Below are 21,336 nucleotides of genomic sequence, written 5' to 3'. Positions count from 1 at the left end.
GGTAATAATAATCATTCTTAATAACTATTGTAAGTAAATAATGATGCAATGGCTGCATAAACTCGTAACACAAAGGAGAGCGCCCGCTCTTCACCGGCAGGTTTTCCTCTATTCAAAACAGATTACTCCTTACCTGAAAGGGAGTTATGGCGCTCTACACTCAGACTGTATCGCTATCGGTCACCCGAATAGCGCGAACCAGCTTGAACAGGTGTACAAAGGCGTTGCTAAGGCAGAACCTAATGCTGGAAAAGCTTACTGGCTGACCCGCACCTGGGACCTTGTCTGCTGGCAGCCGGTCTACGTCTCTTTTATTGCTATTTATGGTCTTAAATCTCTGCCGGATATGGGAAGCATTGGTCAATATCGTTTCGGTTCGTATATTGCCGGCTATCGTTTTCCCGATGGTGCCCACCGCCATGGCGAGCCGGAAGAGTTAATCCCCCATGCCGCACGGGCACTAATGGCTTTGATGGATTTTTACCGGCAGCAAATCAATGAATGGAGCAGAATCCGCCCCGGATTTACCCGTCATTTGTTTGCCGATCTGCTGTTGGGTTGTCTGGTTAAGTTGCAGCAACATGATACTAGCCTGTCCAATGAATATATCCGCCGGCAAGCCAGACTCTGGTTGATGGAGTGTGATTTACCTTTATACCATCTCGATTGTCTGGCTGAAGATGGAAAAAGCGGACAACTGAAACTGACAAGAATCAGTTGCTGTCTGGCTTATAAGTGTGAAAAGGGCAACTATTGTGATGATTGCCCAAAAGCGGGTAAGAGCACGTGCGATTAAGAAGCGCTGCGTAGCTGGCTCAGATAGGTTATCCAGTCCATTGCTTGTTTCGAAGGTTTCATTGCGTTGGCGTTCTTAGCTTGGATAAGTGCCTTCTCCAGCTCACCCAGCTTAAACAGGGCACGAACCTTTGCCAGCGCAACCTGTTGTTGTCTTCCTTCCACTTTGTTTAGTGTTGTCAGTGCCTGCTGATAGTTACGCTGCTGAAGCAAAATTTGTGCTGCCTGCCAGTGATATTTAGCATCTAGTTCCGCAGCTAGTTGCCAATGTTGTAAAGATTTCTGCCACTCTTTAGCCATCTGCCAGTAGCCGGCCTGTTCAGCCAGTAGGGTGATATCTGAAGTTGCTGCTTTCAGCTCACTAATCTCAAGGGCCGCACGTTCGGGAATGCCTCTTTTGGCATAAAGCTGCGCCAGTAAACGTCTGTCCTGCTGACTCAGGGGTAACCCGTTCAGCTTTGCCAGTGCCAGCGTATCTAATGCGGCACGGTGGTTCTCGACTTGCATATACAGGCCTGCTAGCTGTCTCCACCAACTGAGCTTTTCCGGGTTGAGGTCGATAAGTTGCTTTAATGTCGGAATTGCTCCCTTCCACTGTTTTAACTGCAGTTGGGCGCCAAGCTTAAGGGAGAGGGGGTTAATCAGGTTATCCGGTTTGAGAGCAAGATAGTGTTGCGTAGCCGGAATAACCTCGCGCCATTGCTCAAGCTGATAATGTGCCTGAGCGATACGAAACCAAAGATCATGTTTTTTTTCGGATACAGGAGCTGCTCTCTTCTGCAGAGCATAATAATGCGTTAGCGCATTTTCGAATGACTGCTGTGTCAGATAGAGATCTGCCAGCATACGTTCGGTTACCCAGGCAGTATCGTCTTTGAGCTGACCGCTTTCAACGGCAATTTTAAGCTGGGAAATGGCGGGATCAATCTGTTCATTTTGCCAGTAAAATACGCCCAGCATACGGGCAATAAAGGCTTTGTCATATTTTTTGCCCGTTTCTATCTGTCTGAGGTTTTCAATCGCCTGAGACAACTGACCTTCCTGAGACAATTGATGAGCCTTCTGAACGCGTATAGCATTTTGCCGGCTAAGTTGTTCTGCCGTTGACGGTAGTGCTGCAATCAGCAGGCTAAGTGCTAAGCAAAGTCTGATCATTTTTCCAGCTCGAACTCCAGTTTAATCATCTCACCATACTGGGCAACGGAACGCCCCTGTTCGGTTTTTGGCTGGTATTTCCATTTAGCCAATGCACGTACGGCATCGCGGTCAAAGATACGCTTAGGTTCTGATTCTATCACCTCGATATCGACCGGTTTTCCGGTCGGGTCTATGGTGAACCTCATCACAACGTAACCCTGAATGCCCCGCTTTTTTGCCCGTGCCGGATAGTTAGGTTTAACCCGGTAGAGGGGAACAATCTGCTGATTGACGCCAAAATCGCCAAACGCCGGTGCACTGATGGCGATCCCATCGATAGAACTGTTTAAGCCCAAAGCCGGTTGTGACATTGGTGAAAGTTGTGTCTGCTGACTATTAACTCTGGAGACAGGAGTCTGCTGCGGTACTTGTGGCGTTTCTGGTTGTTCTGGTACAGAACGTTTGCGGCGCTGAAGCTGCTGTTCATTTTCCGTCATCACCATATTAACGCTGAGTGCCTGAGTTTGTTCCGGCTCAGGACGCTGACGGGTATCGACCATATAAGCCATAAAACTAAACAGTGCCAGAGCGCAGAAAAGCGCCACAGGTGTTGCCACAAGCAGACGGATCACAGACGTTTCTCCGCTGCCAGAGCGATGTTAACGACGCCGGCGCTTTTGGCGGCATCCATCACTTTAACAACCGTGCCGTTATAAGCGTGTTCGTCAGCCTGAATCACCAATGACGCGCCGGGTTTATCCAACAGTAGGTGCTCAAGGGTGGCTTGAACACGTTCGGCATCGACTACGCGTTTGTCTATGTATATATCGTTAGCTGAGGTAATGGCAATGAAAATACCGGCCTCTTTCTGGCTGACCACGTTAGACGCCTGAGGCCTGTTGACCTCTACACCTGATTCGCGCACAAAAGAGCTGGTGACAATAAAAAATATCAGCATGATAAAGACAATATCCAGCATAGGGGTGAGATCCACCTGTGCCTCTTCTGCTTTATGCTGGCGTCGGCCAAGTCTCATTGGTGGCTCCTTAACGACTTTTCAAGTTTCATTTCTCTACGTTGGCAGGCTTTAACCAGCCGGGCATGGAAAAACATACCGGTTAATGCTGCCACCATGCCAGCCATGGTGGGAAGGGTTGCTAGCGAGATCCCCGATGCCATCAGCTTAGGGTTACTGCTGCCCTGACTGGCCATAATATCGAACACGGAAATCATACCGGTTACCGTGCCAAGCAGGCCAAGCATAGGGCAAATAGCGACAAGTACTTTAATAAAGTTCAGATGTTTAAACAGGTTTTCATGGGCACTGGCCAGCCAGCCGTCACGTATGGACAAGGCGTACCATGAAGCCTGATCGGAGCGTGCCTGCCACACTTGCTGCCACTCTCTTTGCTGTGCGGGAAACTGAATCCAGAGGAAGATGACTCTTTCCGTAATCAGCAGCCAGCAGAGAGCCACTACGCCAGAGAGCCACCAGAGGATCTGGCCACCCTGCTGCATAAAACTCTGAAGCGCCAGTATCCAGTCGCTGGCTGAAAGGGCAGTTGGCAGATAGTCAAACAGACTACTCATCAGGCGACACTTGCTGCAGATTGATCTGAAGGCAGAACTTTTTCTGCCTGTTCAGCAACAATGGCGATTCCCTGTTTCTCAAGAATGTTGCGGATAGCCTCCGCCTGAGAACTGAGGATATTGTGCGCCAGAAGCAGTGGCATTGCGGCTATTAACCCAAGAACCGTAGTGACCAGCGCCATTGAAATACCACCTGCCATTACTTTAGGGTCGCTGTTACCAAACTGGGTGATAACCTGAAACGTCTCTATCATTCCGGTTACGGTTCCCAGCAGGCCGAGCATCGGAGCAAGTGCTGCCAGCAATTTCAGCATAGAGAGACCGCGCTCAAGGCTGGCTTGTTCGTCAACCACAGATTCCAGCAGGCGCAGTTCCAGCGCTTCTACCGTACGGTTTTTATCTGGTTCATAAACAGAGAGGATTCTGCCAAGAGGGTTGTTACCCGGTTGCTGTGGCTTTTTCAGCTGGCTACGGATTTTCTGTCGGGTTACGGATAAACTAATGCCCCGAACCAGTGCGATAAGCATACCGATAGCCAGAAGTCCCACAATAATCTTACCGACCACTCCGCCAGCCTGAAAACGATCCATCAGACTGGGTGCAAGTGCCAGTTGCTCCATCATAATTCCTCGCGAAGGATCAATAATGATTGCTTGTGTTTCACCAGCCAGAAGTGGCACGAGACTTTGCGAGGTTGCGCCTTGTTCCGGTTGTCTGGTAAAGGCTCTGGCCTCTTGTTTAATGCCATTCCAGTTTAGGTAGCCTTTGTCAGATACCAGTGCAAAAGCGCCTAGGCGCAAGGCATCTGTTTGTTCACTCTCGCCTTCACCGTTGATATAACGAAGCTGGGTTTTGCCTATCTGACCGGAAGCCTGAATTTGCTGCTCCAGCGCTTTCCACATGCTTTCAAGTTGGGGCATGGAAGGCAGTTTAGTGGCGGCAACAATGTCGTCAATCTGCATATTGAAAGATTGAGCTCCGGCACTGGTAACGGAGGTTTTCAGTTCCGACTGAAGCTCTTTGGCGTTCTGGCGTACTACACCGAATACTTCCCCAAGGCTGCCGGTTTCCAGCCGAAGCTTCTCTTCCAGCCGGGCAAGTTTATCTTCATTACTGCTGAAAGTGGCCGCCAGCTTATCGTTCTGTTTTTGCAGTGAATTTCGCTGTTTAATTAGCTGCGCTTTCAGGGCTTTAAGCTCTGACTCTGTCATCCTAAAGCGGGCTTCACGTACTTTGTTATGTTGTTGCTGGGTCTGTTTTTCTGCCAGTGCTTTATCAGACAGAGCGCTGTCTGCCGTTGCCGGAACTGACAGACCTGTCAGAGTCAGGCTAAGTAGTAGAGAGGATAAAACGGAAGCTTTCATATTACTTGCCCTCCGGGATAAGAGAGAGGGGAAGGGTAACCAGCGCCGGTGCTGCTTGTTTGGCTGCGATACTGTAGGCTTTATCAAGGTTACCTTTCAGAGAGGTATCCAGCGTATTCCATTGTCGGTTATTGGCATCCCATGACCAGTAATGAAGACCGTTCAGGCTGCGGGCAACAAGAGAAATACGTCCAAGATGCAGGATGTCGGCTTCAAGGGTTTTTCCTTGTGCGCTGATCTGCCCCTGATACAAGCCAAGCTTGGTTCCGTAATCGAGCTCGATCTGGTAAGCCTCCAGAATACGGCGGTACTTTTCTGCGTCACTGACATCAGCCCGCTTCATCATGGCTTCCAGCTTAGCTATACGTGCCGTACGCTGCTCTGTTTTTAGCGGGATATCACCGGCCAGATTGCTCTTCAGACTGGCTATCATCTGGTACATAAGGGGAACAATGCCCTGACGGGTAGACTTGATCTCTTCTATTTGTGTCTCAAGGCTGGTCACTTCCTGCTGCTGGCTGTTAACCAGTCCATTCAGATGGTCTTGATAGACACGCAGGTTATCCACCTCTTGCTGAAGCTGTTCCAGCTCGGCCTGAATTTGTAGTGATTTTTCAGCACTTTTATCAATGCGTTTCTGGCTGGAGGCCGAAGCAGCGTTGGTTGTACTTTTCACTGCTAATGCACTGTCTACATCTGACGCTGAAACATTGCCAGACAATGCGATTAGCGTGGTGATACAGAGGAAATGTTTAAATAAATTCATCAGATTTGTACTATCCGTTACTTATGTAAATGAAAACTTATCTCATTTGCAGTTGGCAAATATTACATGTCGAAAACAGATTTGCAATGGCTTTTCTTTCCGTAAGTTCATAATCGGCGAGCGCCAAAGGTTAAACTGGCTGATGAGCTTTCGCCTCTTTTTTCAGCCAGTTAACAAACACAGAGATGCGAGCTTTACGGATAGAGTCACGGTGGTAAGTTGCAGAATATTCCACACCGGGCGTTATCTCAATATCGAATGGCTTGACCAGTAATCCTCTTTCAATAAAGTCTCCGGCGAGACTGTCCGTTCCTGCGCAAACACCGTGCCCGGCCATTACAGCACTTAGTAGATAACAGTTTTACAGATAACTGCTTAAATCAAGTTACTATTTCGGTAACCACTTCAGTTTTCACCGAGTTAGCAATAAAGCAGTTTTCATGGGAGAGATGGTGCATCTTCTCCAGTTGTTTAGTCTCTGGTATTCGTTCACCGGAAAATACAATATGCGGCTTCAGGGTTACTTTTGTGACTGCGGTTTTGCCCGATTCATCTTTGGCCAGTATGCCAGTTGCCTTATCCGTATAACTCTCCACCACATAATTGCGTTTGGCGGCGATAGCCAGGAACACCAACATATGGCAACTGGAAAGGGCGGCGATAAATGCCTCTTCCGGATCTACATTTTCTTCCGATGAGTAAGGTAGTGGGACCACATGGGGTGACGGTGAAGCGGGAACCGTTACTCCTCCGTCAAACTCCCATTGATGAACCCGGTTATATTTACTGTCGGTGAACACTTCACCTTTACTGCGCGTCCAGCGCACCGTTGCGACATGTTGTGACATGATTCTTCCCTGATTAGTTGTTTTATCGGGCTTTAGCATAGCGAAATAGAAAGTTATATAACACAGACTTAGCAGGATTGCCTGAAGCTGTCAGTGTGGAGTGGCAAAGCAGGAGGCGCGTTTTTGTGATAGACTCCGCGCTTCGGGATTAGCCGTGAGCCAGAAATCATCTTTAAAACAGTGCATTTCTTGCCGTTAATTTTAATGGTATGAGCCGGTTAATCGAACTATAAGCGACTATGGAGTTGGTCTTTTTTATTCGAAATAGCGAATACATCAAAATCAAAATTTAATGAGTTTTAAATCAAAAAAATACAGTATTGATTCTACAGATTATCAGGTTGGTCAGGACAACGTTAATAAATGGGGCATGGATGTCCACAACACAGTTTTTACTGCTTCCGCAGGTTTATCCATTCTCTTTATCGTCACTTTACTAGCACTTTCTCCGGCAGATGCCAAAGCAGCCATCGATTCAATTAAAGCTGCCGTTCTCTCTAATTTCGACTTCCTCTTTATGTGGGGAGCAAACATATTATTACTCTTTTCTATTGCTGTTGCTTTCTCTCCGCTGGGGAAAATACGCTTGGGCGGCAGCAAAGCAAAAACCGAATACTCAACCATGTCATGGATTGCAATGTTATTTGCCGCAGGCATGGGTATCGGGCTTATTTTCTGGGGCGTAGCTGAACCGACCGCTTTCTTCACCGATTGGTACGGAACCCCGCTGAACGCGGAAGCCTACACCGCAGAAGGACGTGAAGTTGCATTAGGTGCAACGGTATTTCACTGGGGCTTACACGCCTGGGCTATTTATGGCATGACCGCACTTTGTCTGGCCTATTTCGTTTATAACAAAGGTCTGCCACTCTCTATGCGTTCTGTGTTTTATCCGTTATTGGGTGACAGAGTCTGGGGTCGTATTGGTGACGTTATCGACGTAATGACGGTTCTGGTAACCCTGTTTGGTTTGGCCACCTCGCTGGGCCTAGGTGGTACTCAGGCGGCAAGTGGTATCAGCCATGTTTTCGGCTTAGAAAATAGCTTATATCTACAGCAATTTATTATTGTGCTGATTATGGGGCTGGCAATTGTCTCAGTTATCCGGGGTATGGATGGTGGCGTTAAGCTGCTCAGTAACCTGAATATGATCATTGCTTTTGTTTTCCTTGGTTTTATCGCCGTTCTTAACTTTACTACTGTGCTGGATTCGGTTGCGACAGCCGTTACTGGTTATGTGAAGAATATTCTGCCGTTAAGCCAGACAAGCGGACGTGATGACACCACATGGCTACATGGCTGGACGGTATTCTACTGGGCGTGGTGGGTAGCTTATGCACCATTCTTTGGTATGTTTGTGGCGCGTATTTCTAAGGGGCGTACCGTACGTGAGTTTCTTGTCTGTGTAATGATTATCCCTACTCTGGTAACCACGGCGTGGATGTCGGTATTTGGCGGCGTTGCCATTCAACAAATTATGGATAAAGTCGGTTTGCTGGGGTTGGAGCAGGGTATTACTAATGTATCCCTAAGTCTGTTCTATATGCTGGACGCCTATCCTATCGGCAATATTCTGTCTGTTATTGCAGTTGCACTGATTATCGTTTTCTTTGTAACAACGCTGGATTCAGGTTCCATTGTTATCGATAGCATGACGGCCGGTGGTAAACTGGAAGTGCCGATAAAACAGAAGGTTATCTGGGCAGTTATCTCCGGCGTAATTGCTATGGTGATGCTATGGATTGGCGGCACTCAGTCTATTCAGGCGCTTCAGTCCATAACCATAATTGCTGCACTACCATTCACGGTTATTCTGCTGCTTGGCTGTGTCAGCCTGCTGAAAGGCTTGCTGACCGAAGTAGAGCAACCAGAAGCAATAACGGAATCTTATAAGTAAATAGATATTTTTTTGCTGATATTTTAATCGAGAATGCCAGAGGTTAGCCCTCTGGCATTTTTTGTTTCCGATGATTTTGCTCAGTTAGCAATATCAGACTAATCTTAGTAATAATTATTCCCATTTAAGCTGAATCCATATTGAAGATTGAAAGTTATCTGAAGCTTTTTGCTTTCATCCTATATACCACCGCTATTGTTTACTCATCTATTGTTTCTGGTTCTGAGATAACATTAAGGGCTGTGACACTGGATTACGCACCTTATGAATATCCAGATGACGGAGAAGCAAAGGGTATTGCCGTCGATATAATCAAAGAGGCAGCCAGGCGGGTTGACGGTGTGGATGTAAACTTTGAGTTTTTACCATGGAGTAGGGCGGTACATAAAACGAAAGAAGGTGAGGCTGATGTTTTGTTTAATGCCGGGGTAAATAATGAGCGTAAGCAGTGGGGAAATTACGGCAAAAATATACTGATTGACCAAACCTATTACCTTTTTAAAAGGAAGTCGTCCAATTTTATGCTTGACCCTGAAATCACAGAAACAGGAGAGTTATCGATAGGAATTCGGCTAGGTTATCTCTACGGTTCCGGAGTATTCAGGCAGGCGATTGATGAAGGACGTTTTTTGCGTGTAGAGCTGACTAAATCAACTAAGATGAGCATTGATATGCTTTTGGGAGGCAGAATAGATACCTTTGTTGGTGATTACCTTCCAACCATGGATTTTATAAAAAAGAATGGGCTTGAAAGCCTGATTGATATTGTAAAAAATAGCGAGCAACCTCAGCAAAATTTAACGGTTTTGACCTGGCCTACCTACCTATTGTTTAATAAGAAATCTGTTCCTTTAGATATCATTGACAAGATAGATGCCGCGATGGAGCATATGCGTATTGACGGTACTATCGATCTTATTTACGCAAGATATTCTGACTAGAGTTATTACTGTTGAATATGATGCATAGCCAGCAATTTTAAAAATTTACCTTTTTTCGTCAATAATTTAGTGTTATTTCTAATGATGTGGAATTATTCAGGTGACGGGATCTATAGATATGTTAAAGAACTTCCTGCAACGCATAACTCTTTTCTCTCTGGCTGCCTTCTTTTCATCGGTCAGCCTGGCAATGACTTTTGACGAAATTGACAGACTGAATCCCTCTTCTTATCAAGTGATCGATACCAGAACCAGTGATCTGTTTAACGGCTGGCCGGATGAAGGTATGAAGAGAGGAGGCCATTATCCTGCTGCAATAAATTTTCCTGCCGGGTGGCTGGATAGCCTTTCTGATTCTGAAATCATTACCTTGCTGTCTGAAAGAGGTATTGAATCAGACAAGCCATCTTATTTGTACGGCAAGAATGCAGATCGACTAAAAGCAAAGTTTAAGCAATTAGGCTACAAGAAGATTGATGTAATCAGCCAGCCTTTGTCCCAATATCATGGAGAACTTACTGCACTGGAACGATATCAGCAATTGGTGTCGGCAAAGTGGCTTAAGGCGTTGATCGATAATAAACAGCCAATGCACAAACCAGCGAAAGATTACAAGGTTATCGAAGTGGCCTGGGGTGAGCCAACCCGCTATTTGGTTTCTCATATTCCGGGGGCGTTATACCTCAATACTAACCGCATAGAAACGGAGCAAAACCACTGGAACCGGGTTTTGGCAAAAGAGCTGAAGCAGGTACTGGAGTCATTAGGCGTTCGCTACGACACAACAGTGATTTTATATAGTGATAGCACAATGGCAGCGGCTCGTGCAGCAAATCTGTTTATGTATGCAGGAGTAGAGGATGTGCGTCTGCTGGATGGTGGCTGGCAAGGGTGGGAGAAAAAGCCTTACCCGACAGAGGCTTTCTTGCAACATGCAGACGCCGTTGAGTTTGGCAAAAAGGTTCCGTCTATGCCTGAATTTGTTATTGATATCCCTCAGGCAGAATCCTATCTCGCTAACCCCGTAAGCCATTCGCTAGTCAGTATCAGAACCTGGCCTGAGTTTATTGGTGAAACCAGTGGTTACAGCTATATAAAACCAAAGGGGAGAATTGCCGGTGCACGCTGGGGGCGTGCAGGTAGTGACTCTTACCATATGGAAGATTTTCATAACCCGGATGGCACTATGCTGAGTCAGGAACTGATTACTCAAAATTGGCAGGAGTGGAACATCCATAAGAACCAGAAGGTTGCTTTCCACTGTGGGACAGGGTGGCGGGCGTCGGAAGCCTTCTTTTACGCTTATCTGATGGGGTGGAAAAACATCAGCGTATTTGACGGTGGCTGGTTTGAATGGAGCATGGACAGCAGCAACCCTGTCGCGTCTGGTGAGGTTACCCCGGATAAACTTCGTTAACCGTCTAATGATACTTTATTTGTAGGCTGGTAACGTCACCCAGATGAGGTTCAGGGTGACGTTACTAGCTGATTAATTTATCAATCTGTGGGGTTCTTAATACGATTTTCCTTTCCTTTAATTGTTTAAGTTTCAGTGACATATTTATTTACTTGAGATTGATAATGATTATCATTTGATCTATAGTTGCGCCTTATTAATGATTTTCTAATTACCGGTCAGAACCTGAAAGAGTCGCTTATGAAACTTACAAAATTACTGTCGCTGTTGGCTATCTCTGCATCGATAAGCTTTGCTGTCTCGGCCCAAGAGCAACGCTCCGTTGAAGATGAAAAAGGAACATTTACTATTACCGGGACCCCTACCCGGATTGTTGCTCTTGAGTATTCGTTTGTGGATGCCCTTGCCGCTGCAGGTGTGTCACCAGTTGGCGTGGCAGATGATAAAAATGTAAACCGAATTCTGAAAACCATTCGAGATCAAATTGAACCCTGGACATCGGTAGGCATGCGCCCTCAGCCTAGTCTGGAAATTATTGCTCAACTAAAGCCTGACCTTATTATTGCTGATATTCAGCGCCATTCTCCGGCCTATGATGATTTATCAAAAATTGCCCCTACTTTGATTCTGAAAAGTCGTGGTGAAAACTATCAGGAGAATTTAGAGGCGGCATTAAAGATTGGTATTGTTGTTAATAAAGAATCAGAGATGAAACAACGTATCAGCAAACACAAGTCAATAATGGCAGATTACAAAGCCAAGTTTTCGAGCCAGCAAACAATGCAGTTTGCCGTTGTTAATGCCAAAGGGATGTGGATGCATGGCCCGGAATCTTATGCCGGCAGTGTCCTGCATAGTCTTGGCATTAAGGGGCCGCTACCTGAAGATACAGAGAAGGCTTATATAGAGGTAAGTCTGGAGCAGCTGCTAAAGGTCAATCCCGATTGGTTACTTATTGGGCCATATGGTGAAAAAACCATTGCAGATACCTGGCAGAAAAACCCGCTATTCAATTTGTTAAAGTCTAAAAAGAACCAGCAAATCATAACCGTTTCACCGCAAGTCTGGTCGTTAAATCGTGGCATGAATGCGGCTGAAGAGATAGCTCAAAACCTAGATACAATACTAAACTAACTATGTCTCAGACGTTACCGGCCTCTCGCTGGCAAATGCTGATGTGGGGCTTATCCGGCGGTCTGGTATTTGCCGCCGGAGTTGTTTTCTCCATGGTGAGCTACTCGTCGTTTGACCTTTCACTGGCACACCTCTGGAGTTACCTGTCGGATTTCGATAGTTCTAATATGGAACATCAGATCCTGGCGACGCTAAGGGCTCCTCGAGTTCTCACCTCAATGCTTATCGGGATTAACCTTGCGATATCAGGCACTCTTATGCAGGGGCTTACGGCAAACCCGTTAGCCGCGCCCAGCATATTGGGTGTAAATGCAGGGGCATCTTGCTTTATTGCATTATCGTCATTGAACATAGCGTTTCTTCCACAAGTCTCTGTATCGGTAAGTGCCTTTTTGGGAGGAGCATTTAGTGGTTTGCTGGTGCTGTCTTTAGGAGGGTATTTCTCTGCCCGCTCACACCCGGTAAAACTTATTCTTGCTGGCATTGCTGTTAACGCATTATTAGTCGGTGTCACCCGAAGTGCCCTGATTCTGGCTGATGACATGGCCTACAGCGTTCTGACCTGGCTGGCCGGTTCAGTTTCAAATATCACCTGGCAGGATTGGTTGGCGTTCTGGCCTGTTAGCCTAGTAGCTATCATTATGACGATGTTTTTATCCCGCAGTCTGAACTTGCTTGCTTTGGGGGATGATATTGCTACTGGTCTGGGGGTTAACACCACAAGAACCCGATTGTTTTCCTGCGTGGCGATATTGTTACTCACTACTTCAAGTGTGGCGATTGCCGGCCCTATCGCATTTGTCGGGCTGTTAGTTCCGCATATTGCCCGCAAAATAGTGGGTAACAATCATTTTATTCTAATTCCCGTTTCAGCGTTGTTAGGGGCTAGCCTGCTGTTGTGGTCTGATGTTGTTTCCAGAATGGTCGCTTTTCCCGCGGAAACGCCGGTAGGGATCATTACGGCCTTGATCGGCTCACCCTTTTTTATCTTTCTTGCCATTAAGAGCAAAATGTCATGAATCAGGTCAAAGTATCAGTGTTATTGGCCTCTTTGCTGTTTTGTGCCGCAGGCAGTCTGTTTATTGGTGGTGCACCATTAAATGCGATGGCTGTGATACAAACACTGTTGAATGGTGGTGAGTTAGATTTTATTGTTAATCAATATCGTTTGCCGCGTTTTATTCTGGCAATTGGTGTTGGTGCCGGTTTGGGAATTTCCGGCGCATTGATCCAGGGTGTTCTGCGTAACCCGTTAGCTTCTCCTGATTTAATGGGAATAAGCGCCGGTACAGGGTTTGCGGCCACTCTATTACTTATCTATGTGCCGGACGCGTCATTGCCTTTATTAGCAAGTGTTGCTGTATCCGGAGGTATAGGTGCAGCCCTTATTATTTCTCTGCTGGCATATAAGTGTAACCCTACGCCGGCACGTCTTGCACTTATCGGAATAGCCATTAGTGCGTTTATTTCCAGTGGTATAGATTTCTTACTTATTGTCAATCCGATTGAGATTAATACAGCCATGGTATGGCTGACAGGAAGCCTGTGGGGAAGAAACTGGTCTCAGGTTCCGCTTATCTGGATCAGTCTGATTTGCATTGTTCCATGGGCAATGTATCTGGCCTGGCGATTGGATCTTATGGGTTTAGGCGAAGAAACCGCGATATCAGTCGGAGCCCAGCCTCAGCGTACCCGTTTGCTGGCACTGGTTTTATCGACACTTCTGGCAAGCATCAGTGTCGCCGTGTGCGGAACCATTAGTTTTGTCGGATTGCTTTCCCCACATTTAGCCCGCTTACTTTTCGGACATAACCATAAGCTTTTATTGCCTATGTCGGGTGTTATTGGTGCTCTGCTTGTTGTCGTTGCTGATACATTAGCCCGCGGTATTGACCCGCCACTTGAGCTTCCTGCGGGAGTGCTGACATCACTGATTGGCGCGCCGTACTTTATCTTTTTACTGCAGCGTTACCAAGGTTGGAAATAATGATTAAAACTAAGAATCTATCGGTTTCATTTGGTAAAGAGACTATTATCCGTGAGTTAGATCTTGAGATACCTGAGGGAAAAATCACGGCACTTATCGGTCCTAATGGCAGCGGAAAGTCGACGCTTTTAAAAACCCTTTGCAGAATAAACAAACACTTTTCAGGTGAACTGTCTGTTATAGATAAACCGATCAAATGCTACCCGGATAAAGAACTGGCAAAATATATATCGCTACTGCCGCAAGTTCTTACCACGCCGGAAGATATCACTGTCCGTCGACTTGTCGAGTATGGGCGTTCTCCCTATTTGTCCTATTGGGGGGCTCTTTCTCAGCAAGATCATCAGAAAGTTGAGCAGGCTATCAAAGAGACGCAGATTCAGTCACTGGTTGATAAAAAAGTAGATGTTTTGTCGGGTGGTCAACGTCAGCGAGTCTGGATTGCGATGGTATTGGCGCAGGATACTCCGGTTGTGATGTTAGATGAGCCGACCACATATCTGGATTTATCCCATCAGGTTGAGCTAATGAAGCTGATTCAGAAGCTTAACGACAAAGGCAAAACGGTTATCGTTGTTTTACATGATTTAAATCAGGCGTGCCGGTACTGCGACCATTTAGTTGTGCTTAAATCTGGAGAAATAGCGGCAAAGGGTTCTCCTGAAGAGGTTTTTACAGAGTCACTTCTGAAAAATGTATTTGATCTGGATGCGGTAGTTAAACCTGATCCTGTATCAAACCGCCCAATGTGTATCAGTTTGTAAAGGTCAAACGGGTATAAGCTGAGGGCTGACTTATGTTCTCAATATCAACTCTGACAATTTAAGTAGCCTAAGCATACTTACCTATTATGGATAGGAGATCATCTACATTATGAGCCACATAATCGGGTTTTGTGTTCCAGCTATCGGGTTCTGAACGACTGTAGGCGGCTGCTATTGAAATAACCTCTGCACTACTTCCAAGCTCTTGCTGTAAATTACGGGCAAACTTTGTATCTGCTTCATGATCGCCTATATAGATCACCCGCTCATTATCAGTATGGCCAAATATTGACTGAAGGCATTTTATCCCGCTGTAAGGGTGAGGCTTTTGCTGACCACTGGAAACATCATCGTAACCTACAATCGCTTTGAACGGCCCTTCGATGCCATTGCGGCTGAGCACATTGCGAATATTCGCCTGAGAGTTCTGAGAACAAACCCCGTGACTAATATGAGAAAACTGATATACAACGTCAGTGATACCACTAAACAGAGAAACTTCGGTTTGGTTTTTTTCCTGATGTTCCGCCCACATCCCGCCGGCAATCAGCATTTCATCATGAGTTAGCCCGTAGTAGTCAACATACAGTTCCTGCCAGTTTTTCGCACCATGGTTTGCTTCATGATATAAGTCTTCACTAAGTAGATATTTAGGCAGGTTATCACCGGTCAGATGCGGGGCGACGATGGAAAGTATGGTTTTGGTAATGTCTATGTTTTTAGGAACAGAATTTACTAATGTACCATCATAGTCCCAGAGAATAGCATCTAACTTCATGTGATCGCCTTTTTGTTGACATAATGGGTTTGATAATACTCTTTATAAAAGTGAAAGGGTAATTCGTTATCACCTTAATAGTGGCAATTTCGTTTTTCTATATGGAAAGATTCTCCTGCAAGAAACGGATGTTATCTGTCTCGCCGTTGTGGTGATATTAAGCAACCATTGATCAGACAGAGAGCCTGAATTATGCCTGAGTTAGCTGAATATGAAATGCAGAAAGCGGTAGAGAGCAGAGACGCCCGTTATAACGGACGCTTTTATTATGGCGTTGTTACAACGGGTATTTTCTGCCAGCCTTCCTGTCCCGCAAAAGCGGCAAATCGCGAAAATCTGAGGTTCTTTTCAGATATTGAATCGGCTATGCAGGCAGGGTTTCGCCCCTGTCAAAGGTGCCACCCCACCGGAAAAGATAAACGTACTGGCAAGCTGATAAATGTTGCCCGTTATATTGAGCAGAAGGCAGAAGAGAAACTGACGCTGGATCAGTTAAGTGCTATTGCTCAGCTTTCACCCTCTCGCCTGCAACGGGCTTTTAAAGAGATATTTGGGGTCTCTCCAAAGCAGTATCAGGATGCTGTGCGTATGGGCAAGTTTAAGAATAGCCTGAAAGAGGGGGATGGTGTTACAGAGGCAATCTACGCTTCTGGTTTTGGTTCTATAAGCCGGGTGTATGGAGAAGCGAGCCGCAATATCGGTATGTCGCCGAAAGCCTATCGGGCTGGTGGCAAGGGAGAAGTCATTTATTACGCTATCCGCGAAACAGCTCTCGGCCATATGATAATGGCGGCAACGGAAAAGGGCGTGTGCTCCGTACAGTTTGATGATGACAAACAGGTACTGCTTACACACCTTCGCCATGAGTTTCCAAATGCTGAACTGATCGCTTCGGCTGCTCAGGATGCACCGGAACTGGATAGCTGGATGATCGCTTTAGATGAGCATATCAGCCGCGGGGCACCAAGACCTGATGTGCCCCTTGATATACGGGGAACGGCCTTTCAGATTAAGGTGTGGCAGTGCCTGCTCAGCATCAAAGAGGGGGATATTATGAGTTATGGTGAAGTCGCTGAGCTGATTGACAAGCCGAAAGCGGTTCGCGCCGTCGGAACCGCCTGTGGCAAAAACCCGGTCGGTGTTCTTATTCCCTGCCACCGCGTGTTAAGAAGTGACGGGGCGTTAGGCGGCTACCGATGGGGGCTGGAACGTAAGCGTACCCTGTTGGATATGGAACGAAATAAGCCCCGCTAAATGGACTCTGCTATCGCGTTGACCAAAAGATCCAGTTCGTCCTGCACCGGTTTGGTAAGCTCAAATCCGATATTGATTCTCAGGCAGTCATCGTAGAGTGAAAGGGTACTGAACAATTGCCCTAAACGAATATCAATCTTATGCTTTTCCACAAGCTCAGAGAATCTGGTTAATTTGAGATCAGGAACCTGTAGCCACAGCACCATACCACCCTGTGGGTTACTGATTTTTACTTTGTCCGGCAGGCGTTCACTAAGGAAACTAAGATAGGATTGCCTTTGCCTTAGCAGCTTACTGCGGCGCTGTTTTAGTTGTTTTGTGTAATGTCCAGATTCAATAAAATCGGCCACAGCTAACTGAATGGGCAGTGACACACCAAAGCAGGAAGCGGTGTGCTGCTGAGTATATAGCTGCGTATATCGTCCCGGCAGACACCAGCCCAGCCGGTAACTTGGAGAGAGGCTTTTTGATACGGAACCACACCAGAGAACATATCCGCCTTTATCATAATATTTTGTTGGCAATGGCGTATGCTCCGCGTAAGAGAGTTCCAGATAAACATCATCTTCTATCACGGGTGTTTGATAGCGGTTAGCAAGCTCGGCCAGTTTCTGTTTCTGCCGGGCAGACATAGTGATCCCCTGCGGGTTCATATGAGAGGTGCAGAAAACCGCGCCTTGAACACTGCCCTGACTGAGGTGCATTTCCAGTTGATTTAAATCTATCCCGTCATCCAGTGAAGGGATTTCTACAATATTCCGCCCCATTTTCCCCAGCAGATCTAAGATGCCGCTAAAACAGGGAGAGCTGATAGCAATGGCATCACCGACCTGAGTACAGGCTTCCAGAGCGGCTTTAATGGCGGGCATACATCCGGAAGTAATCACCATTTCATCGGGATTTAACGACAGGCCGAGTTTTGTAAAGTGAACACTTAAGGCATTGCGCAGTGATGGTTCTCCCTGAGTATCCGGATATTGATTCAGCCTGCTGCCAAGCCTTTTACTGGCTCTGCGGAAACTTCGTTCAAGCTCGTTCAGAGCAGCTTCGTCAATATCGGTACCTGAAACCCCAAGGGGGCCATTCAGGGGAGAGTGTACAGAGAAGCTCTGCTTTACTTGCGATACTTTACTGACAAACTGAGCCCATTCCGGAGTATTGTGTCTGCTCTGTCGCGGGGATACATAATATCCCGCCTGAGGACGGGCATGAATCCAGCCCTGAGATTCTAGCTCCTGATAACAACTAACGGCAGTAGACATACTGACAGCTCTTTGTTTGGAGAGCTGACGTAATGAAGGCATGCGGCTTCCTTCTGTCAGTTTTCCGCTCTCAATTTCACGGATAAACTGACTCGCCATCGTTTGGTAGATGCTCATAAGTTGTCACTGTACTGGTTTTTGATCAAAAAATTGTATCTGTACTGGTATCTGTACTCAAGCAATACTCAATAAAAATTTCAAGGAGTACAGTTATGAAAAGAAACGATCTGGTTTTGGCTATATTTGTTATGGTCATTTGGGGTTTTAATTTCTCGATGATCAAGATGGGGATTACGCAAGTGCACCCTCTTCTGGCCACCGCGGCGCGTTTTACACTGGCGGTAATACCGGCGATATTTTTTATCCGTAAACCAGCTGTTGCATGGCGCTATTTACTTGGTTACGGATTGGTGTTTGGTGTCGGTATATGGGGCATGGCGTCCTGGTCCATCACAGCTGGTTTATCATCGGGTATGTCTTCAGTTCTGCTTTCATCCAATGCGCTAATTAGTATGGCGGTCGGCGTATTTATTCATAAAGAAGCGGCGTCAAAGCGCAAACTTATTGGTGCTGTGGCCGCGCTTGCGGCGCTATTGGTACTGGTATCAGCAACCAACGGCAATATCACCCCGTTGGGTTTAATGTTTATTATGATCGCTGCTGCCTGCTGGACAGTAATGGGGATGATAGTAAAAGCATCAAAAACCACTCAGGCCTTTGCCTTTAATGTGTGGGGAATGTTGTTTGCTCCTGTCCCGCTGGAGCTGTTTGCCATAACCCTTTATGGTCCGGAAATCGTCTGGCATGCACTGGAAGTATGGGATATGAACACCACTATCGCGGTTGTGTTTCAAGCCTACCCGACCACACTGTTTGGCTATTGGGTCTGGAACCGGATGTTAATTCGTTACCCGCTGAGTATCACCGCCCCGCTGACTCTTTTAGTTCCGGTATTTGCCCTGATCTCCGGATACTTTATGTATGATGAACTGCTGAGTACGGCACAAGTTGTTGCTTTCGTGCTGTTTCTAACCGGGATTGGTTTCATTGTAAAACCGGCTGTAAAATCAAGCAGGATAGAACCAAAGCCTTTAGTTAATTAGCTGCTTTAGCATTAAGTGATCGCCTCATCAGGGGCGATACTTTTGGCAATAAACAGGAGAGTGCTACTATCAAGTAAGGTAATAAATGACCTTTTTAAGGAGAGTACAGTGACGTACCGACAAGAATCCCTTGGATTCACCTTTCAGGAAAGCGCGGACAAAGTGCATATTAGCCGCGATGGCCGTTATATCACAACATTAACCGGCAAAGCCGCCAGTAGTTTTGTTACTCAGATAACCAGCATGACTGAAGAACAGCAACAGCGACTTATGGCGAAGAAAACTGGCAACTATAAACGTGGTAATGAAAAACAGGCTAAGGCACGCAATTAAAGCCGGGTATAAATTCTTAACCAGTAATTGCTCAATAGTGATATCCTTTTAGTCACTCACGGTTAAACTATAACCATGACCTAAACCGACACTGAGTAGCATTGGAGAGCAGTTGCATGAAAAAATATTGCCTTATTCTGATGCTACTGATCAGCTCTTTGTTTATGTCTGGCCAAGCCCTCGCCGAGAAAAAAGTTCTGCTTTCCAGCATAAACCTTCCTCCCTACACAGGTGAACAACTTCCGGAACACGGTTTTTTCAGTCAGATTGTAACTCGTGCCTTTGCCGAGGCCGGCTATAAGGTGGAATATCAGTACCGGCCTTGGCGGCGTGCTCTTCAGGAAGCGAAAACAGGATCTGTAGATGGTGTAATGACGGCATACTGGGAAAAAAGCAGTGCTGAGTATCTGGAGTATCCTGATGTTGTCTGGAAAGTGACTGTTGTAGTCGCTGTCCTGCCGAATCAGCTCATAACTTATTCCGGAAAGGTTTCAGATTTCAGGGGGTACACCATTGGGGTAGTTAGTGGTTCCGTTGTCTCTAAACACCTTACCAGTGAAGGGATAACGACTCAGGATGTCCTCGACCATACTCAAAATATACTTAAGCTGGCAGCAGGACGCATTGACGCCATGATAATTCCTGACGCTGTTTTACGTTATAAGTTAAGCCTGCTGGCGACTGAAGGTAAGAAGATAGAAGCCAGAAGACTTGATACGCCATATAAGGTATACGATATGTATGTTGCCTTTTCTAAAGCAAATCCTGAGTACAAAACCTTGACTCAGGATTTCAACAGAGGTATACAACTACTTAAGTCCAAAGGTGAGTTCGACAGAATAGTTGCTGATGCCGGATTAAAGTAGGTGTTTGTAAGCTAATCTTGCCCGGTAATCCGGAATAATCCCATCTCGTTTTGAGTATAGAACTATGAATATTTGCGATTTAACGAGAAGAAATTTTCTTTTGATTTGTGATTTTTCGGTACTCTGCCGGAGAGGTATTCACGTTCTTTTGGAAGGTATCGTAAAAGCTGGAAAGTGACGTAAAACCACTTTCAATTGCAACAGTCACGACCTTTGCATCGGACTCGCTCAATAGCATCTTGGCATGTTGTAACCTTAAATCAGTCAAGTGTTCCTTAGCGGTACGACCCAGGAACCTTCGAAACAACATCACTGCATAGCTTACTGAAACCCCTGAATCGTCAGCAATATGCCCAACTGAAATAGGGTTTGAAAAGTTCTTTGACATATAACGGAGCATACGCTCAAAGTGTAGGATAGCTTTTCCACCGACAACTTTCAGGTCGTCTTTCTGACGAGAGGGAATAAGCTCATTCCACCCTTCCACCCTTCCACCGCTAAACGGTAAAGACGAGCTTCTAACTCAAGTATGTGGAGGTGCTCCCATACACTCTCTTTTTTGCTGAGTTCTTCTACCCAACGTTTTGTAAGGTGGTCATCTTCCGTACACCGCCTTTTAGTTGAGATAACTGCACCAGAGAGGACAGCATTGATAAAGGGTTGTGGTAGTGGCCATTGCAGAAATTGTGACAAAGCAATGTATACATTGGTAACAGTGCCTTTGCCTTTCACATCGATAACCCGGTGAGGATAGGCACCCCAAAAAAGCGTCAGAAACCCGTCGTACAGCTTCACATTACGGTCAGAAAATGAGTAAGACATGTCACAGTTACTAAGAAAATTAATTTCTATAGAAGCATGGTGGTGGTAAGCCTGTTCCCAAGCTACTGGCTGATGATGCTCCAATAAAATGGTACTTTGGGATGTCGCATTGATGGGTTCAATATCAATGGCATGTATTAACTTCTCTTCATCAATACTTCTAAGCATTACTTACCCTTCAATTTCGACGTGACTTTGATCGATGCTTTGGCTTTATTGTTTATTTCCGGAATCTCTATAGTAAATACCGGAAGACTTAACCTCGTAATAACATTCAT

General features: G+C 46.1%; 23 protein-coding genes and 1 pseudogene. 12 read left to right on the top strand and 12 right to left on the bottom strand.

The window, feature by feature from the left end:
* Positions 1-40: 40 nt before the first annotated feature.
* Entirely contained in the window at positions 41-796 is a 756-nt protein-coding gene (locus PK654_RS10870) for a siderophore ferric iron reductase (protein WP_271695814.1), read from the top strand.
* Here the strand turns inward: PK654_RS10870 and PK654_RS10865 are convergent.
* The 8 genes and pseudogenes from PK654_RS10865 to PK654_RS10830 form a co-directional block, all read right to left on the bottom strand.
* Entirely contained in the window at positions 793-1,950 is a 1,158-nt protein-coding gene (locus tag PK654_RS10865; RefSeq protein ID WP_271695813.1) for a tetratricopeptide repeat protein, read from the bottom strand. The genes PK654_RS10870 and PK654_RS10865 overlap by 4 nt on opposite strands.
* Positions 1,947-2,564, bottom strand: a complete 618-nt coding sequence (locus PK654_RS10860) for an energy transducer TonB (protein WP_271695812.1) — start codon at positions 2,562-2,564, stop codon at positions 1,947-1,949. Before PK654_RS10860 ends, PK654_RS10865 begins: the two co-directional genes overlap by 4 nt.
* Positions 2,561-2,968: an ExbD/TolR family protein gene (locus PK654_RS10855; RefSeq protein ID WP_271695811.1), complete on the bottom strand. Its 408-nt coding sequence runs from the start codon at positions 2,966-2,968 to the stop codon at positions 2,561-2,563. The genes PK654_RS10860 and PK654_RS10855 overlap by 4 nt, the downstream gene beginning before the upstream one ends.
* Entirely contained in the window at positions 2,965-3,522 is a 558-nt protein-coding gene (locus tag PK654_RS10850) for a MotA/TolQ/ExbB proton channel family protein (RefSeq protein WP_271695810.1), read from the bottom strand. The genes PK654_RS10855 and PK654_RS10850 overlap by 4 nt, the downstream gene beginning before the upstream one ends.
* On the bottom strand, positions 3,522-4,886 hold the full coding sequence (locus PK654_RS10845; RefSeq protein ID WP_271695809.1) for a MotA/TolQ/ExbB proton channel family protein: 1,365 nt from the start codon (positions 4,884-4,886) through the stop codon (positions 3,522-3,524). The genes PK654_RS10850 and PK654_RS10845 overlap by 1 nt, the downstream gene beginning before the upstream one ends.
* 1 nt (position 4,887) lies before the next feature.
* Positions 4,888-5,652 (bottom strand): DUF3450 domain-containing protein, encoded by a 765-nt coding sequence (locus PK654_RS10840; RefSeq protein ID WP_271695808.1) that lies wholly within the window; start codon positions 5,650-5,652, stop codon positions 4,888-4,890.
* 130 nt (positions 5,653-5,782) lie between these two features.
* Positions 5,783-6,001 (bottom strand): annotated as a pseudogene (locus PK654_RS10835) (LysR substrate-binding domain-containing protein); the annotation flags it as partial.
* Between the two features lie 31 nt (positions 6,002-6,032).
* Positions 6,033-6,500 carry an OsmC family protein gene (locus tag PK654_RS10830; protein ID WP_271695807.1) on the bottom strand — a complete coding sequence of 156 codons (468 nt, stop codon included), beginning with the start codon at positions 6,498-6,500 and terminating at the stop codon, positions 6,033-6,035.
* A 292-nt stretch (positions 6,501-6,792) separates the two neighbouring features.
* Here PK654_RS10830 and PK654_RS10825 point away from each other — a divergent pair, with 292 nt between their 5' ends.
* The 7 genes from PK654_RS10825 to fecE all read left to right on the top strand — a co-directional run bounded on the left by PK654_RS10825 (position 6,793) and on the right by fecE (position 14,640).
* On the top strand, positions 6,793-8,397 hold the full coding sequence (locus PK654_RS10825; protein WP_271695806.1) for a BCCT family transporter: 1,605 nt from the start codon (positions 6,793-6,795) through the stop codon (positions 8,395-8,397).
* A gap of 140 nt (positions 8,398-8,537) precedes the next feature.
* Complete coding sequence (locus PK654_RS10820) at positions 8,538-9,338, top strand: substrate-binding periplasmic protein (RefSeq protein WP_271695805.1); 801 nt, start codon at positions 8,538-8,540, stop codon at positions 9,336-9,338.
* Positions 9,339-9,456: 118 nt separating this feature from the next.
* On the top strand, positions 9,457-10,755 hold the full coding sequence (locus tag PK654_RS10815; RefSeq protein ID WP_271695804.1) for a rhodanese-like domain-containing protein: 1,299 nt from the start codon (positions 9,457-9,459) through the stop codon (positions 10,753-10,755).
* A 240-nt stretch (positions 10,756-10,995) separates the two neighbouring features.
* The gene (locus PK654_RS10810) at positions 10,996-11,889 is read left to right on the top strand and encodes a Fe(3+) dicitrate ABC transporter substrate-binding protein (protein WP_271695803.1); all 894 of its coding nucleotides are present in this window, start codon (positions 10,996-10,998) and stop codon (positions 11,887-11,889) included.
* 2 nt (positions 11,890-11,891) lie between these two features.
* Complete coding sequence (locus PK654_RS10805; RefSeq protein ID WP_443088709.1) at positions 11,892-12,908, top strand: FecCD family ABC transporter permease; 1,017 nt, start codon at positions 11,892-11,894, stop codon at positions 12,906-12,908.
* Positions 12,905-13,876: a FecCD family ABC transporter permease gene (locus PK654_RS10800; RefSeq protein WP_271695802.1), complete on the top strand. Its 972-nt coding sequence runs from the start codon at positions 12,905-12,907 to the stop codon at positions 13,874-13,876. The genes PK654_RS10805 and PK654_RS10800 overlap by 4 nt, the downstream gene beginning before the upstream one ends.
* Positions 13,876-14,640, top strand: coding sequence for a Fe(3+) dicitrate ABC transporter ATP-binding protein FecE (gene fecE / locus PK654_RS10795; protein ID WP_271695801.1), 765 nt, complete (start codon positions 13,876-13,878; stop codon positions 14,638-14,640). Before PK654_RS10800 ends, fecE begins: the two co-directional genes overlap by 1 nt.
* A 67-nt stretch (positions 14,641-14,707) precedes the next feature.
* Here the strand turns inward: fecE and PK654_RS10790 are convergent, their stop codons facing one another.
* Positions 14,708-15,418: an HAD family hydrolase gene (locus tag PK654_RS10790; protein ID WP_271695800.1), complete on the bottom strand. Its 711-nt coding sequence runs from the start codon at positions 15,416-15,418 to the stop codon at positions 14,708-14,710.
* 192 nt (positions 15,419-15,610) lie between these two features.
* Between PK654_RS10790 and PK654_RS10785 the strand changes: the two genes are divergently transcribed.
* Entirely contained in the window at positions 15,611-16,672 is a 1,062-nt protein-coding gene (locus PK654_RS10785; RefSeq protein ID WP_271695799.1) for a bifunctional transcriptional activator/DNA repair enzyme AdaA, read from the top strand.
* Here the strand turns inward: PK654_RS10785 and PK654_RS10780 are convergent.
* Positions 16,669-18,051, bottom strand: coding sequence for an aminotransferase-like domain-containing protein (locus PK654_RS10780; protein ID WP_271695798.1), 1,383 nt, complete (start codon positions 18,049-18,051; stop codon positions 16,669-16,671). The two genes, PK654_RS10785 and PK654_RS10780, sit on opposite strands and share 4 nt — an antisense overlap.
* Before the next feature lie 95 nt (positions 18,052-18,146).
* Between PK654_RS10780 and PK654_RS10775 the strand changes: the two genes are divergently transcribed.
* From PK654_RS10775 to PK654_RS10765, 3 genes are all read left to right on the top strand, one after another.
* Positions 18,147-19,037, top strand: coding sequence for an EamA family transporter (locus PK654_RS10775; RefSeq protein ID WP_271695797.1), 891 nt, complete (start codon positions 18,147-18,149; stop codon positions 19,035-19,037).
* 108 nt (positions 19,038-19,145) lie between these two features.
* The gene (locus PK654_RS10770) at positions 19,146-19,370 is read left to right on the top strand and encodes a hypothetical protein (protein WP_271695796.1); all 225 of its coding nucleotides are present in this window, start codon (positions 19,146-19,148) and stop codon (positions 19,368-19,370) included.
* A 116-nt stretch (positions 19,371-19,486) separates the two neighbouring features.
* Entirely contained in the window at positions 19,487-20,236 is a 750-nt protein-coding gene (locus tag PK654_RS10765; RefSeq protein ID WP_271695795.1) for a substrate-binding periplasmic protein, read from the top strand.
* A 79-nt stretch (positions 20,237-20,315) separates the two neighbouring features.
* Here the strand turns inward: PK654_RS10765 and PK654_RS10760 are convergent, their stop codons facing one another.
* Together PK654_RS10760 and PK654_RS10755 are read right to left on the bottom strand one after the other, a co-directional pair.
* Entirely contained in the window at positions 20,316-20,624 is a 309-nt protein-coding gene (locus PK654_RS10760) for a helix-turn-helix transcriptional regulator (RefSeq protein ID WP_271695794.1), read from the bottom strand.
* Between the two features lie 50 nt (positions 20,625-20,674).
* The gene (locus tag PK654_RS10755; protein WP_271695793.1) at positions 20,675-21,226 is read right to left on the bottom strand and encodes a hypothetical protein; all 552 of its coding nucleotides are present in this window, start codon (positions 21,224-21,226) and stop codon (positions 20,675-20,677) included.
* Positions 21,227-21,336: the final 110 nt, after the last annotated feature.

The sequence above is a fragment of the Vibrio sp. SCSIO 43137 genome (assembly GCF_028201475.1).
Lineage (GTDB): Bacteria > Pseudomonadota > Gammaproteobacteria > Enterobacterales > Vibrionaceae > Vibrio.
Note: the sequence above shows the minus strand (reverse complement) of the source record. Positions and strands in the feature narration are given on the sequence as shown.

Bases quoted from the DNA above. Each gene is read 5' to 3' on its own strand.
- PK654_RS10870 (WP_271695814.1), top strand. From the start codon at position 41: ATGATGCAATGGCTGCATAAACTCGTAACACAAAGGAGAGCGCCCGCT.
- PK654_RS10865 (WP_271695813.1), bottom strand. From the start codon at position 1,950: ATGATCAGACTTTGCTTAGCACTTAGCCTGCTGATTGCAGCACTACCG.
- PK654_RS10855 (WP_271695811.1), bottom strand. From the start codon at position 2,968: ATGAGACTTGGCCGACGCCAGCATAAAGCAGAAGAGGCACAGGTGGAT.
- PK654_RS10850 (WP_271695810.1), bottom strand. From the start codon at position 3,522: ATGAGTAGTCTGTTTGACTATCTGCCAACTGCCCTTTCAGCCAGCGAC.
- PK654_RS10845 (WP_271695809.1), bottom strand. From the start codon at position 4,886: ATGAAAGCTTCCGTTTTATCCTCTCTACTACTTAGCCTGACTCTGACA.
- PK654_RS10840 (WP_271695808.1), bottom strand. From the start codon at position 5,652: ATGAATTTATTTAAACATTTCCTCTGTATCACCACGCTAATCGCATTG.
- PK654_RS10830 (WP_271695807.1), bottom strand. From the start codon at position 6,500: ATGTCACAACATGTCGCAACGGTGCGCTGGACGCGCAGTAAAGGTGAA.
- PK654_RS10825 (WP_271695806.1), top strand. From the start codon at position 6,793: ATGAGTTTTAAATCAAAAAAATACAGTATTGATTCTACAGATTATCAG.
- PK654_RS10815 (WP_271695804.1), top strand. From the start codon at position 9,457: ATGTTAAAGAACTTCCTGCAACGCATAACTCTTTTCTCTCTGGCTGCC.
- PK654_RS10810 (WP_271695803.1), top strand. From the start codon at position 10,996: ATGAAACTTACAAAATTACTGTCGCTGTTGGCTATCTCTGCATCGATA.
- PK654_RS10805 (WP_443088709.1), top strand. From the start codon at position 11,892: ATGTCTCAGACGTTACCGGCCTCTCGCTGGCAAATGCTGATGTGGGGC.
- PK654_RS10800 (WP_271695802.1), top strand. From the start codon at position 12,905: ATGAATCAGGTCAAAGTATCAGTGTTATTGGCCTCTTTGCTGTTTTGT.
- fecE (WP_271695801.1), top strand. From the start codon at position 13,876: ATGATTAAAACTAAGAATCTATCGGTTTCATTTGGTAAAGAGACTATT.
- PK654_RS10790 (WP_271695800.1), bottom strand. From the start codon at position 15,418: ATGAAGTTAGATGCTATTCTCTGGGACTATGATGGTACATTAGTAAAT.
- PK654_RS10785 (WP_271695799.1), top strand. From the start codon at position 15,611: ATGCCTGAGTTAGCTGAATATGAAATGCAGAAAGCGGTAGAGAGCAGA.
- PK654_RS10780 (WP_271695798.1), bottom strand. From the start codon at position 18,051: ATGAGCATCTACCAAACGATGGCGAGTCAGTTTATCCGTGAAATTGAG.
- PK654_RS10775 (WP_271695797.1), top strand. From the start codon at position 18,147: ATGAAAAGAAACGATCTGGTTTTGGCTATATTTGTTATGGTCATTTGG.
- PK654_RS10765 (WP_271695795.1), top strand. From the start codon at position 19,487: ATGAAAAAATATTGCCTTATTCTGATGCTACTGATCAGCTCTTTGTTT.
- PK654_RS10760 (WP_271695794.1), bottom strand. From the start codon at position 20,624: ATGTCAAAGAACTTTTCAAACCCTATTTCAGTTGGGCATATTGCTGAC.
- PK654_RS10755 (WP_271695793.1), bottom strand. From the start codon at position 21,226: ATGCTTAGAAGTATTGATGAAGAGAAGTTAATACATGCCATTGATATT.